The sequence below is a fragment of the Collinsella sp. AF28-5AC genome (assembly GCF_003457875.1).
In the GTDB taxonomy this organism is placed as follows: domain Bacteria; phylum Actinomycetota; class Coriobacteriia; order Coriobacteriales; family Coriobacteriaceae; genus Collinsella.
In genome coordinates, this window is sequence record NZ_QRTA01000003.1 from 16,736 (window position 1) to 30,143 (window position 13,408).

Here is a 13,408-nt window from a genome sequence, read left to right on the forward strand (position 1 = left end):
ATCCCCGTACGCGGCCTGCACGGTTTGGAATTGTTACCTAGAAGTGGAGTTTTTTATCTCTAGAATCGGCCTTGCGGTGCATACCGGCTCTGCAAGGCCGATTGTTTCGATGGACGATGGTTTACAGAAGACTCTCGAACTTCAGAAGACTCTCGAACTTCTCGCGAACCTGCGGGACGCTAAGACCGACGATGACCTGGATTGACTGACCTTGGACCACCAAGCCATGCGTACCGATCGCCTTGAAGGAAGCCTCGGGTGCAACGACGCTCTTGTCCTTGACGTTAACGCGCAGACGGGTAGCGCAGTTCGTTACATCGATGATGTTATCCGTGCCACCGAGCAGATCGAGGATGTTCTCGGCAAGCACCAAGCGCTCATCATCTTTACTCTGGGCGGCCGATTTGCCAGCAGCAGCACCGCCCTGCTTTTGCTTGTAGTCGGCCTTGGACTTGAGCTCGACCTCAACATCGTCATCCTCGCGACCGGGGGTCTTAAAGTCGAACTTGACGATCAGGAAACGGAAGACCACAACCCAAAGAGCGGTAAAGCACAGACCGACAAGGATGGAGATGGCGTACTGCAGACCGTGTGCGGCCCAAAGGGGCAGCCAGTCCCACGAGAGCATCGAGATGATGCCGCCGTCGAAGATACCCACGACGCCAAGGAGGTTTTGAGCCATGCAGCCAAGCGCTCCGAGCACGCAGTGGACGACGAACAGGCCGGGCGCGATGAACAGGAAGGTGAAGTCAAGCGGCTCGGTGATACCGCAAAGCATAGCGGTAAGGGTGACGGGAATGAGCAGAGCCTTGACGCGCTGCTTGCGCTCGGGTTTGGCGGTCATATAAAACGCAATGGCGACGCCAAGCGAGCCGAAGACTTTAGTCCATCCAGGGCAGGTATAGGCAGCCCAGGGTGCGGCATCCTTAAGAGCAATGCTCGGATCGGCAGCCAGTTGGGGCAGGATGTTGGCCCAAGCGGCAAAGATGCCGCCGTTGACCGCCGCGTTGTCGTAATAGAACGGCGTATAGATAAAGTGGTGCAGGCCTGTAGGGATCAGCACGCGCTCGAAGAAAGCAAAGACACCCACGCCAAACGTACCGGCGGAAAGGATGAATCCCTGGAAGGCAGAGATAGCAGCCTGAACATGCGGCCACACCAGGCAGGCGATAAGAGCGACCGGGACCATAACGAAGAAACCGATCATATAGATGAACACGGAACCCGAGAACACGCCCAGCCACTCAGGAAGTTCGGTGTCGAAGAACTTGTTATGCAGCATCGTGGCGATACCAGAGATAATGAGCGCGCCCATGATGCCCATATCAAGCGTTTTGATGCTTGCGATAGTGGCAAGACCAGTACCGCTGCCCGCCTCGACAGAGTAGTCGACGCCAAAGACAGGGCCCCACTGCCCCAAGATTGTGCTTACAAAGTAGTTGAAGGTAAGGTAGATGGCCAAAGCCTCCATGCAGCAGCGAGCGTTCTGCTTGTTCGCGAGCGAGATTGGCAACGCTACGCAAAACAGCAACGGCATCTGGTTAAAGAGCGTCCAACCACCCTGGAGCAGCACATTCCAGCAATCAAACCAAAGATGGCCCGCAGTGGCCATCTCGCCAAAGATCGCCTCGGTGGTAAACAACGTACCCAGGCCGACGACGATTCCGGAAAATGCGAAAAGAATTGCAGGCGTGTACATTGCACCGCCGAAACGTTGTATCTTTTGCATCATGACGGGGAATCCCCCTCTCTTCATTCGGAGCGCTGCGGTTTTGGCTTCACTCGAGACCGCAGACGCGCCGTTTGCGTGTACCTCGTGCAATAGGACGGGTGGGCCCGCGTCCCCGGCTTCTTGCGCTTCTATTTTTATCACATCACTTATCTAGACAAGTTAATACGGTTTCCATGTTCGGTCAGCGGTCGATAATTGACGGTGAACGGTTTATTTCAAAGGTTTTGCCTGTTATTGCCTGTTTGTCTAAAACTTCTAAAACAAAATATTTATCAACTTGTCTAGATAGGCTTGTATAAGGATGTTTGCATACCTATACTTCATTACAACATTCACCGCCACGTTAAGGAGTCACCATGAAAAGCGCGGTCTTCTATGGAAAGCACGACCTCAGAGTCGAGGAATCGGCAAAGCCGGCCGTGGGCAGGCGCGACGTTCTGATCAACGTCAAAGCTTGCGGCGTCTGCGGTACCGACGTTCATATCTATGAAGGCGACAAGGGTGCAGCCGACGTTACCCCGCCCACGATCCTTGGTCATGAGTTTGCGGGCGTTGTCGAGGCCGTGGGCAGCGACGTCGCTGGCTTTAAACCGGGCGATCGCGTGTGTATCGACCCAAACCATCCCTGCGGCTGCTGCGAACCCTGCCGCGACGGAATCAACCACTACTGCGAGCATATGACCGGTTACGGCACCACCGTTAACGGCGGCTTTGCCGAGTACTGCTCCGTCGATATGCAGCAAGTCTACAAGTTGGGCGATCACACCAGCTTCGAGCAGGGCGCCATGACCGAGCCCGTCGCCTGCTGCCTGCACGGCATCGATATGTGCAACATCAAGCCCGGCAGCACAGTTGTCGTTATCGGCGGTGGCATGATCGGTCTGCTCATGATGCAGCTCGCCAAAAACGCCGGCGCCACCAAGGTTGTCTTGCTCGAGCCCGTCGAAGGCAAGCGCGAGGTTGCGCTCAAACTCGGCGCCGACCTGGCAATTGATTCCATCCACGAGGACGTCCCGGCCCGCCTGAAGCAGGAGGGCGTCGGCAACGTCGATGTCGTTATCGAGTGTGTTGGCAAGCCCGTCACCATCGAGCAGGCCATCCAGATCGCCGGCCACAAGGCTACGGTCATGATGTTCGGCCTCACCAAGCCCGATGAGACAATCACCGTCAAGCCCTTCGAGGTCTTCCAGAAGGAGCTTGTGCTTACCTCGTCCTACATTAACCCTTATACGCAGCGTCGTGCGCTCGAGCTCATCGACTCTGGCAGGCTCGACGTATCCTCGATGGTCGCAAAGGTAGCCTCCCTCGACGAACTCGGCGCCATCCTGTCAGACCCGGCCCTGCGTGCCATGGGCAAATATATAATCGACCCCGGCAAGTAAATCGATTGACACCTGCGCGGGCGGCCCCCATCCGTCGTTCACGCACCCAGCTCTAGGAGACCGTCATGGCGCGAGCCATCTTCCAAACTATTTATGACAACGTGAAGCAGTCGATTGACGACGGCACATACGCCTATCAGAGTTATCTGCCTTCGGAGACTGAGCTCACGCAGCTGTTTGACTGTTCGCGCATGACGGTCCGTCGCGCCATCTCGATGCTTGCGGCAGATGGTTACGTGCTCCCCCAGCAAGGCAAAGGCATGCGCGTCATTCGCAACATCAGTGACGAGACGAGTCGTGGCGGCGGCGGACTCGAGACCTTTAAGGAAATCGCGGTCAACCGAGGCTTTGAGCTCAAGACTGTCACCACCGTCTTTGAGCTCCTCATCTGCAGCAAGGCGCTCTCCAAGATTACCGGGTTTCCCGAAGGCTGTGAGCTCACACGCGCCAAACGCATCCGTTATGCAGACGGACAAGCCGTGTGCTCCGACGACTCCTATTACCTAAGTTCACAAGTACCGGGACTGACACCCGAGATTGTCAACGATTCGATTTATCGTTACCTCGAAGAAGACCTTGGCATTAAGATTGCCACGGGCAAACGCGATGTAACGATTGAGCACCCCACGCCCGAAGATGCGCGCGTGCTCGATCTCGACGACTTTAACGCACTCGCCGTTATACGCGGGCAGACCTACAACGCCGACGGCATCCTTATGGAATACACCGAGACAAAACAGGTCCCCGGGTTCTTTTTGCTCCATGAAACCGTGACGCGCAACGGTACCGGTCGAACCGGCCACCAAAGCAGCATGAACTAACCATTTATTAGTTGCGGTGGAATAGTTCCTAGAATGGCCAGCTTAAGGGCAAAACAGGAACTATTCCACCGCAACTTTTTTGGCCGGTGGGGCAGTACCTGTCCCACCGGCCATCATTTACGTTCTTTTAGCTAGTCTGCGAGCTTCTCCACCTGATCGAGCATCTTGTCGAGCTTGGCCTTTGCTTCGGCCTTGACCTTCTCAGCTTCTTCATGAGCCTTCGCCTTCTGGGCGGCCTTTTCCTCGGCCTCGGGATCGACGACCACCAGGTTGGATGCATCATGCTCAACCAACTTAAGCGCATGCTCGGGACACACCTTGACGCAAGCTCCGCAACCTAGGCAATACGTGGACTCCAGTGCAAAGCGACCGCTTCCCACCAAATCGCAGGCGAACGTGGGGCATACATTGACGCACTCGCCGCACGACGTGCACTTGTCAAAATCGCACTCCGGCGTGCTCACCTGCATGTTCTGGGCAAGCTCGGGGTGGTTTTGCAGCGTCGAGAGCACCAGCTGCCGCCCGTGCGTGAGCGAACGGCGACGCTTGGTCGTCGTGGTGCCGCACATGGTGTTGAGCGTGCGCTCCAGCTGGGTAATCTGATGGCGATGGGCCTTGAGCTTTTGCGTCACCGAGGCCAGCGCCGCCGTCGCCGGATTGAGCTTGGTCACCGTCAGGCCCGTGGTGCGGGCGATCTTTTCCATGTACTCCTTGCGCTCGTACTCGCGGCGCTTATGGCATTTGAGGCTCTTGGAGTCGACCTCCAAGCCCATACCCGTGCCGGACCACTCCTCGGCCTTCGCAATCGCCTCGCCCAGAATGTCCTCACCGCCGGTGTTGCGGCATTTATCGCACACGTCCAACGGCAGGTACACACTCACGTTGGGATAGTCTGCCAGTACCGAGAACCAGGTCTCGGCCGTAATATCGCCCACGCAGGCAACGACGACTTCGTTCTCGCGCGGCATGCGCTTAAGGGCACGCGTGCAGGTGACGTAGGCGGTCTCGTGGCTCGTAGCCGCCGAGACAATGTCGTCGTAGACGTTTTTGGGCGCCAAGCGCGGCGAGATGATTGCCTCGGTCGGACAGGCAGCGGCGCACAGGCCGCACTTGCGACAGGAGTCGAGGATCTCGATGGCGTCTTCCTCGACCTCGATAGCGTTGACCGGGCACACGTCCATGCACGCGGTGCAGCCGCTCTTTTCGTTTTTGCAGGTCAGGCACGGAATGGTGTTACCGCGCGGACGCTCCTTGTAGTCGGCAGGATTCCACTGCGGCGCCGACGGATCGAGTGCATCGGTCACACCGCCAAGCGGGTTTTTAAGAAAGTCGAAACCCTTGCTGATCTCGATAATGTCATCAAACAGATCGTGTTCCTGCGCCATGCGCGGCCCCTCCCTGAGCAGTGCAAACAAGCAAGAGATAATGATACGCTATCGGCCCACGCCTCGGGCAAATTACACGCGGAGCATCTTTGCAGCAAATAGCCCATGGCCTATCGCCGTCTCGATTGCACAAGGTCAATCAAGCGCCAAACTATGCCTCGCACATGAGCTGCACGAGTTTTTGTTTGGTCACCTTGGCCTGTTCGTTAGCCATATTGCGCTCGTTTCTAAAGACCGCATTTGCAACACCCTGCAGATCGCCATCGGAAATCACGCTGCACGGACCGTCCATCGACGCCGCCGTGGGGCATACGCACAACGGCAACTCGGCATAAAACGCAACGGCCTTGGCGATATCGAGCATCTTGCCGCCGCCAATACCCACTACCATGTCGCAATACTCGGCCTGGGCTTCCTTAGCCATTTCGAAAACGGCCTCTTCCGTACACGGACCGTCATAAATCTTAAAGAACGGCTCGCTTAGATCGTCGTCCAGAAATCCATCAACAATCTGCCTGCACAGCCGATCCTCGGTGCCCTGGTCAAACAAGACATAGGCAGCGCAGCCCAACCATGACAAATACTTGCCTTGACGCGACAGTTCGCCCGGCCCCTGAACATACCGGCCGGGACCGCCGTAAACCACAGGAAGCGCCATACGAGAATCCGCCCTTCATCAAACAACGATTGGTGCAAAGTAACCTGACCCCTTTGCACCATAGCAAAAAGGGGCAAAGCCATCTGTTGGCTTTGCCCCTTCCTTAGCTTGATTTACTCATCCATGAGATAGTAGTGACCCAGTGCGTCGGCACCCAGAATGGCGTTTGCAACCATCTCGGGCGTCACCTCAAACGGCATGTTGCACATGGTGTCATCGGGTGCGCAGGCGGCCTCGGCAACAATCATGGCCTGCTCGCGCGTAAGCTCGGCAACGCCAAGTTCCTTCATCGTGACCGGCAGGCCCAGCTCAATGCAGAAGCCCAAGACTTCCTCGAGTTTCTCAGTCGGAGCATCCTCGAGTACCAGCTGGACGATAGTGCCAAAGGCGACCTTCTCGCCGTGATACATGCCGTGGCACTCGGGCAGCATCGTCAGGCCATTGTGGATGGCATGAGCAGCAGCAAGGCCCGAGCTCTCAAAGCCGATGCCGGAGAGCAGCGTGTTTGCCTCGATGATATGCTCGACGGCAGGCGTGAGCGCACCCTTCTCCAGCGCGACCTTGGCCTTAACGCCATCGGCCATAAGCGTCTCGTAGCAGAGCTTGGCAAGCGCCAGACCGGCCATGCCGCCCTTGCCGCCAGCGCAGGTGCCGCCGTCGGCATCGTGCGTTGCCTGGGCCTCGAAATAGGTTGCGAGCGCATCGCCCATGCCGGAAACCGTCAGGCGCACCGGGCTCGCCGCGATAACCGTCGTATCCATAAGGACAATATTGGGGTTTGCCTTAAGGAAGAGGTACTTGTCGAACTGGCCGTCATCGGTATAAAGCACCGAAAGCGCCGAACACGGGGCATCGGTCGAAGCAATGGTGGGGCAAATGATAACCGGGGACTCCAGGTAGTAGGCGACGGCCTTCGCGGTGTCGAGGATCTTGCCGCCACCGACGCCGACGACGATATCGCAACCGTTGTCGCGAGCGAGCGCAACCAGGCGATCGACCTCGCCCTTGGAGCACTCGCCGTTAAAATCCTCAAACAGCAGCTCGGCCTTAGCCTCGGCAAAGCCGCCCTCGATCTTGGCACCGACGCGCTTCTTGCCCGAAGGCGTCACGATGACGAGGGCCTTAGCGCCGAGCGGCTCGACATAGGAGCCGAGCTTGGCCAGCTCGTCCGGACCCTGGATGTACTTGCTGGGGCTATTGAAAATTGCAGCCATAACTATCCCATTCTCTAAAAGAAAAAAGAAAGGGGCTCCGTACAGATACGTGCGGAGCCCCTCGTTACGATAACAAGAGTCGATTAGAAATCGATGTCGGTGTCGTAGTAGCAGGCCTTGAGGATCTTCTCGAAGTCGGCAGCCTTGGTCTCACGCGGGTTCTCGGGCGTGCAGGCGTCCTGCTCGGCGTTCGCGGCAATCTCGGGCAGCTTGGCGAGGAACTCCTCCTCGGAAACCATCTGCGGGTTCTCGGCGTCGACCTTCACGCCACCATTCGCGTAATCCTTGATGGACTGCGGAATGTTGAGCTGGTCGTTGAGGTCGCGGATCTTCTGGACGAGCGCAGCGATGAGCTCCTCGTTGGTCTCGCCGGGAAGGTGCAGGATCTCCTTGGCCACGTAAGCGTAACGCTCGGCAGCACGGGGATCCTTGGAGTTCCACTGGATGACCTTGCCCAGGTACATGGCGTTAGCGGCACCGTGGATGATGTGGCCGTTCTCGAAGGCAGCACCGGTCTTGTGAGCCATGGAGTGAACGATGCCGAGCAGGCCCGAGGAGAAGGCGATACCGGCGATGCACTGAGCCTCGTGCATGTGCTGACGGGCCTCATGGTCGCCAGCATAGGACTTGGGCAGCCACTCGACGATCTCGCGGATGCCGTGCAGAGCGTTGGCGTCGGTGAACATAGAGGCGCAGGTGGAAACGTAGGCCTCCATGCAGTGGGTCAGAGCATCCATGCCGGTGTGAGCGCACAGCTTGGCGGGCATGGTGTAGGTGAGCTCGGGGTCGACGATGGCGACATCAGGGGTGATGTTGAAGTCGGCCAGCGGGTACTTGATGCCCTTTTCGTAATCCGTGATGACGGAGAATGCGGTGACCTCGGTAGCAGTGCCGGAGGTAGAGGAAATGGCGCAGAAGTGAGCCTTCTGACGCAGCTCGGGGAAGCTGAACGGCTGGATAATGTTGTCGAAGGACTCCTCGGGATACTCGTAGAAGACCCACATGGCCTTAGCGGCATCGATGGGCGAACCGCCGCCGATAGCAACAATCCAGTCGGGCTCGAAGTCGCGCATAGCGGCTGCGCCCTTCATGACGGTCTCGATGGAGGGATCGGACTCGACGCCCTCGAACAGCTTGACCTCCATGCCGGCCTCTTTGAGGTCGGCCTCAACGTCCTGCAGGAACCCGCCGCGGCGCATAGAGCTGCCGCCAGAAACGATGATGGCCTTCTTACCCTTGAGGTTCTTCACCTCGTGGCGAGCGCCCTCACCAAAGTACAGATCGCGAGGATTGGTAAAACGTCCCATACTGTGCCTCCTAAACAAGCCCCTCTTAGACTTGCGTATATAACGGAGCACCCAATTGGCTCCGTTAGGACCGGTTTGCGCGTTGCCGGCGATGACAATGCGCGATGTCTAAACGTCTCAACGCTCAGACAAACACTATTTTACCGTTCTGGTTGGTCAGTTATTCACCTAAAGCCGCCAATGATGAAACGTTTTTTCTATCCCTGAAGACCCTTGTGCGGCATCCATACTCCCAAGCTGGGCAAACGTTTTATCAAGGTTGACTACATATCCCGGGCAGGACCGTGCCCCTCCAAAATATGCACCGTTCGCCGCCAAAAATCGACCGTTTGCGGCACCGTGATACCACTCGGTCGTCCAAGGTGCCGACATTTGTGCGACATCCGTCTTCGTGGTGCAAAGGTGCAAGTCCAAGTGCGGCACCCCCGGTGTGCCACATGCGGGTAAACTAGAACCTTATATAGAAACATTTGAACCCTAACCGCAGCAAAGGAGGCCCCATGGCATTCGATCCCATTCAAGAGGATTGCCATCGCCTCGTTCTTGAGGCCTTGCGCCGCGACAATATCCCGCTCACCGACGGTGCCGCCGTAGAGCGTCTGATGGAACAATTCACCCGCAACCCCGCACCGCTCATCGTGCACGACCGCGACCGCGCCGGGCACCTCATTGCCAAGGTGGTCGAGGCTGTCGACTACCGCATTCCCTTTATCCCTGACGATACCCAGGCAGAGCAAGAAGAGGCAGCTGCCGAGAACATGCTCCGCGAGGCAGCCGCGCTCGACCCGACCAACTGGGACGCTCAGCGCATGCTGACCGCCCTCACCGCCGGCTCCAACGAGGAATACGTGCAGTATCTGGTGTCCAAGTGCGACGAAGTGGAGCACGATCTGGCGCTCAAGACCGCCTCGGCGCAGGACCCCTACGAGCGTGAGGCCGCAGGCGACCTTATGCGCCGCCCCTACCTGCGCTGGCTTGCCGCCTTGGCATCGCGCGCGCTCATTAGCGGACGCTACCGCATGTCGCTCGAAGCCGCGAATCGCAGCTTGGACTTTGCGCCCAACGACCCCGCTGGTGTCCGCCACACCGCGATGCTCGCTATGGCAAAGCTCGAATACCCCGCCGAGGAGCTCAAGCGATTTCGCTCTGCCCACTCCGTCCCCTATCTCGCCAGCACGCCGCTGCGTCGTCGTCCCAAGGACGCGGAGCGCGACTTGGACCCATGGACGCTCATCGCGCTGATGAGCGCTGCCTGGCGCGAGCTGGACTACGAGGGCGCCGAGCACTATTTGCGCATCCTCGCACGCTCGTGCCCGCACGCGGCCGAGGCGCTCTACTTCCAAACCGAGTTTCCCGATGGCGTCTATGCCCGCGTCAACGTGGGTGTGGGCTCCACCGACGAGCTCGTCCTTGCGCTGTCCGAGGCGACGCCGGTACTGCAGGAGGGCCTGGGCGCCCCCGACAACGCCAGCTTCGCCGCCTGGGTCGCTACCAACGATATCGTGCGTTCCCAAATCGATGAGCGCATACTGCGGGCGGCCGAGCAGGGTTTGCCGTTTAAGGGAGGAGACCTCTAATGGATCCGAGCGTCTACATCCCCGCCTACCTGGAGCGCACCTATCTGGCGTCGCACCCCGAACTCACCGATGCAGCACGCGAGCTTGTCCATAACGACGTGAGCGTCAACCCTCATAAGTATGCGCAGACCGAGCATGCTCAGGCACTGCTGTCCTACGCCGGTGTTCATCGCCACCTGCTCGACGAGCTCCATCGCATCGAGGATATGGGCAGCGACGAGGAGTTCGAGCAGACGCGCAATCGTCTGTTCGACGACATGCGCGATGAGCTGCTCAAGATTGTCCGCGTCGATGCGTATGTCCTCGATGCCCAGCTGCTCGCCATCATTTTGGCGGACACGCCCGTTGACGCCTGCCTGGGCGACCTGATGAAGCTCGAGGCGACCACGACCGATTACCTGCAGCAAAGTGTGCCCGGGTTCGATATGGAGGCCCCACACTACTGGGCCAACAAAGTTTTGACGGACGGCGTGACGGCGGCAGATCTCACCGTGAACGAGCCGGCACTTATCGGGTGGCTCCACACGCTCGAGGCCATCTCGCAGCTGTGCATGGCGAGCGCCCGCTACCGTGCTGCCGCCAACTACGCCCGCCGCGTCCTTAAGGCGGAAGGCTACCCCACCCGAGCCGCAGGCACCGTGTTGCTCGCCCTCGCTCGCCTGGAAGACCAGGACGGCTTTTTTGCCCTGGCTCACCAGCTCGAGGAAGAGATCGGGGCTGATGCACTCGAGAACTCCCCCTGGTACCTGCTCGCCCGCACCATCCTCTTGTTCAAAACGAACAAGATGCGTCCGGCGGTGCGTGCGCTGCGTGAGTTCGCTAACCGCTGCGAGGGCGGCGCATTCTTCTTGCTGAATCCCATGTACCAGACACCGTACCTTCCCTGCCGACCCGAGCCGCGCGACCCCTGGGACCTCTCGCACCAGGCGGTTTGGGAAGCCGACGGCATTATCTCGGACACCCCCGACTTTGCCCCCTGGGCCAACGCCTGCGAAGATGTATCGCAGCTTGCCCAGGAATTTGCGCGCCGCTACGGATTTTAGTGACGCACTCGACCCGACCATGTCGTTTACGTTAGGAACGGTTTCATGAATCTCCGCTCATCTCTTGCCTGCACCTCGAGCGATATCGCTCGCTGGGGACTGCGCTCTGTCCTCAAACGCCAGGGCGGCGTACTCCCCGGCCGCATCGCCATGAAGATCGATCCCGAGTTGCTGAGCGACCTCGCTGGCCTTGTCGACCGCAGCGTGGTGATTACGGGTACTAATGGCAAGACCACCACCTCCAACCTCATCGCCGACGCCGTTGCCGCCAGCGGCGCCACCGTGGTATGCAACCGCGCCGGCAACAACATGGAGCCGGGCGTGGTGGGTGCGCTGCTCGAGGCCCGCAGTGGCCTTAAGCACACCAGCAGCGGCAAGCGCGTGGGCGTTTTTGAGTGTGACGAGCTCTACACCGTACGCGTTCTGCCCAAGCTCAAGCCGACGTACTTTGTGCCGCTCAACCTGTTCCGCGACCAGCTGGATCGCTATGGCGAGATCGACCATACCCAAGACGTCATCGCCCATGCGTTGGAGCTCTCTCCGACGACAACGCTCATCTACAACGCCGACGACCCGTTGTGTGCCTCGATTGCCGCGCGCGTTCCCAACGCGAGTATTGCCTTTGGCATCGACGGCGCCACCAACACCGAGTCCGACCGCATTAGCGACTCACGTTTTTGCTCACAGTGCAACGCGCCGCTGGAGTATGACTACGTGCAATACGGCCAGCTCGGCGCCTACCATTGCCCCTCGTGCGGCTGGGCCCGCCCTGCGCTTGTCCGTCGCGTGACGGACGTGAAGCTCGGCTGCGACGGCTACGGCTTCGACCTGGTCTTTGGATCTGCGCCCGACGCGGCTGCCGTACACATCGCCACACGCTACAACGGCCTGTACATGGTCTACAACGTTGCCGCTGCATTCTTTGCCGCACATGAGTTAGGCGTGGATACGGCGCACCTGCAGCCCACGCTCGACGCCTACGTCCCCGCCGGCGGACGCATGGGCCGCTGGGATATCGCCGGCCGCACCATCGAGGCCAACCTGGCTAAGAATCCCGTAGGCTTCGATCGACAAATCCAGTCCATCAAGACGGCAGGCGGCAGACTCTGCGCTTTCTTCCTCAACGACAACGACGCCGACGGCCACGATGTATCGTGGATCTACGACGTCGACTTTGAGCGCATCGCCGACACGCCGGGTCTTGTCGCCTTTGCCGGAGGCACGCGCGCGCACGACATGCAGGTGCGCCTCAAGTACGCCGGCATCGATGCCGCGATTATCTCGGACGTCGCGCAGGCAATTGGCGCCGTGGCAGACGAGGCCGCCGATGACACCTTCTACGCCGTCGCCAACTACACGGCCTTCCCGCCGCTGGTCAAGGAGCTCGACGGGCTGAAAGGCGCCACCGCCGACGCTGTTGCTGGGCGCGCCGTAGCCCGTGCCGACGGCAGCGCTCTTCCTGTCGGTATCGCGCCAGTCGAGCTTTCGCGCCCGCTGCGCATCGTCTACCTGTATCCCGATGCCCTTAACCTCTACGGCGACGGCGGCAACGTCATCGCCCTCGAGCGCCGCTGCGCCTGGCGTGGCATTCCCGTGCGCGTGGACGAGGTCCGTATGGGCGAAACGCTTGATTTGACCGATGCCGATATCGTCATGATGGGTGGCGGCTCCGACCGCGACCAGCTAGCCGTGGCACACGAGCTGCTCGCCCAAAAAGACAAGGTCGCGGCCTATGTTGAGGATGGCGGCTCGCTGCTTGCCATCTGTGGCAGCTATCAGCTGCTCGGCCGTTCGTACTATATGGGCGAAAATCGCATCGAGGGCCTGGGCGTCATTGCCGCCGAAACCGTACGTGGCTCCGATCGCCTGATCGGCAACGTAGCCGTCAAAACCGATCTGGCACCTGAGCCCTTTGTGGGATTCGAGAACCATGGAGGTCGCACCCTGCTCGACGCGGAGGCAACGCCGCTCGGAACGTCCGTCGTCGCGGGCACCGGCAACAACGGCGACGATGGCCTTGAGGGTCTGATCTACAAGGGCGTCATCGGCACGTACCTGCACGGGCCGGCGCTGCCCAAAAACCCCGAACTCGCCGACTGGCTGATCGCGCATGCCCTCGAGCGCCGCGGCGATGCGCAGGCCACAGCCCTGCTGCCGCTCAAACCCCTCGACGACACCTACGAGCACGCCGCCCACGACGCCGCGATGAAGCTCCTCCCCTAACGCCTCGCCACCACAAAGGGGACAGGCACCTTTGTGGTGGTTTTTCAGTTTGCCAACGATATGTGA

The 13,408-nt window shown here is 59.5% G+C and carries 10 protein-coding genes; 5 read left to right on the plus strand and 5 right to left on the minus strand.

Translation table 11 applies throughout. The annotated features are described in order from the left end of the window. Window positions 1–121: 121 nt before the first annotated feature. Window positions 122–1,732: an alpha-glucoside-specific PTS transporter subunit IIBC gene (locus DWZ01_RS03315; RefSeq protein WP_117848087.1), complete on the minus strand. Its 1,611-nt coding sequence runs from the start codon at window positions 1,730–1,732 to the stop codon at window positions 122–124. A gap of 356 nt (window positions 1,733–2,088) precedes the next feature. On the opposite strand from DWZ01_RS03315, the gene DWZ01_RS03320 reads away from it, so the two are divergent. Both DWZ01_RS03320 and DWZ01_RS03325 read left to right on the plus strand, forming a co-directional pair. Beyond that, entirely contained in the window at window positions 2,089–3,114 is a 1,026-nt protein-coding gene (locus tag DWZ01_RS03320) for a zinc-dependent alcohol dehydrogenase family protein (RefSeq protein WP_117848089.1), read from the plus strand. 65 nt (window positions 3,115–3,179) lie between these two features. Then, a complete protein-coding gene (locus tag DWZ01_RS03325; protein WP_117848091.1) occupies window positions 3,180–3,935 on the plus strand; it encodes a GntR family transcriptional regulator in 756 nt (251 codons plus the stop codon). Between the two features lie 131 nt (window positions 3,936–4,066). On the opposite strand, the gene DWZ01_RS03330 is transcribed toward DWZ01_RS03325, so the two are convergent. The 4 genes from DWZ01_RS03330 to DWZ01_RS03345 form a co-directional block, all read right to left on the minus strand. Beyond that, window positions 4,067–5,320: a 4Fe-4S binding protein gene (locus DWZ01_RS03330; protein ID WP_117770021.1), complete on the minus strand. Its 1,254-nt coding sequence runs from the start codon at window positions 5,318–5,320 to the stop codon at window positions 4,067–4,069. 151 nt (window positions 5,321–5,471) lie between these two features. Next, window positions 5,472–5,978 carry an iron-containing alcohol dehydrogenase gene (locus DWZ01_RS03335; protein ID WP_117848093.1) on the minus strand — a complete coding sequence of 169 codons (507 nt, stop codon included), beginning with the start codon at window positions 5,976–5,978 and terminating at the stop codon, window positions 5,472–5,474. Window positions 5,979–6,091: 113 nt separating this feature from the next. Continuing rightward, complete coding sequence (locus DWZ01_RS03340) at window positions 6,092–7,192, minus strand: glycerol dehydrogenase (protein ID WP_117848094.1); 1,101 nt, start codon at window positions 7,190–7,192, stop codon at window positions 6,092–6,094. An 83-nt stretch (window positions 7,193–7,275) separates the two neighbouring features. Beyond that, window positions 7,276–8,499 carry an iron-containing alcohol dehydrogenase gene (locus DWZ01_RS03345; RefSeq protein WP_022093871.1) on the minus strand — a complete coding sequence of 408 codons (1,224 nt, stop codon included), beginning with the start codon at window positions 8,497–8,499 and terminating at the stop codon, window positions 7,276–7,278. 500 nt (window positions 8,500–8,999) lie between these two features. Here DWZ01_RS03345 and DWZ01_RS03350 point away from each other — a divergent pair, with 500 nt between their 5' ends. The 3 genes from DWZ01_RS03350 to DWZ01_RS03360 are packed head-to-tail and all read left to right on the plus strand — an operon-like array spanning window position 9,000 to window position 13,342. Continuing rightward, window positions 9,000–10,076 (plus strand): hypothetical protein, encoded by a 1,077-nt coding sequence (locus DWZ01_RS03350; RefSeq protein ID WP_117848096.1) that lies wholly within the window; start codon window positions 9,000–9,002, stop codon window positions 10,074–10,076. Further along, window positions 10,076–11,119: a hypothetical protein gene (locus tag DWZ01_RS03355; RefSeq protein WP_117848098.1), complete on the plus strand. Its 1,044-nt coding sequence runs from the start codon at window positions 10,076–10,078 to the stop codon at window positions 11,117–11,119. Before DWZ01_RS03350 ends, DWZ01_RS03355 begins: the two co-directional genes overlap by 1 nt. 45 nt (window positions 11,120–11,164) lie before the next feature. Continuing rightward, complete coding sequence (locus DWZ01_RS03360; RefSeq protein ID WP_117848100.1) at window positions 11,165–13,342, plus strand: MurT ligase domain-containing protein; 2,178 nt, start codon at window positions 11,165–11,167, stop codon at window positions 13,340–13,342. Window positions 13,343–13,408: the final 66 nt, after the last annotated feature.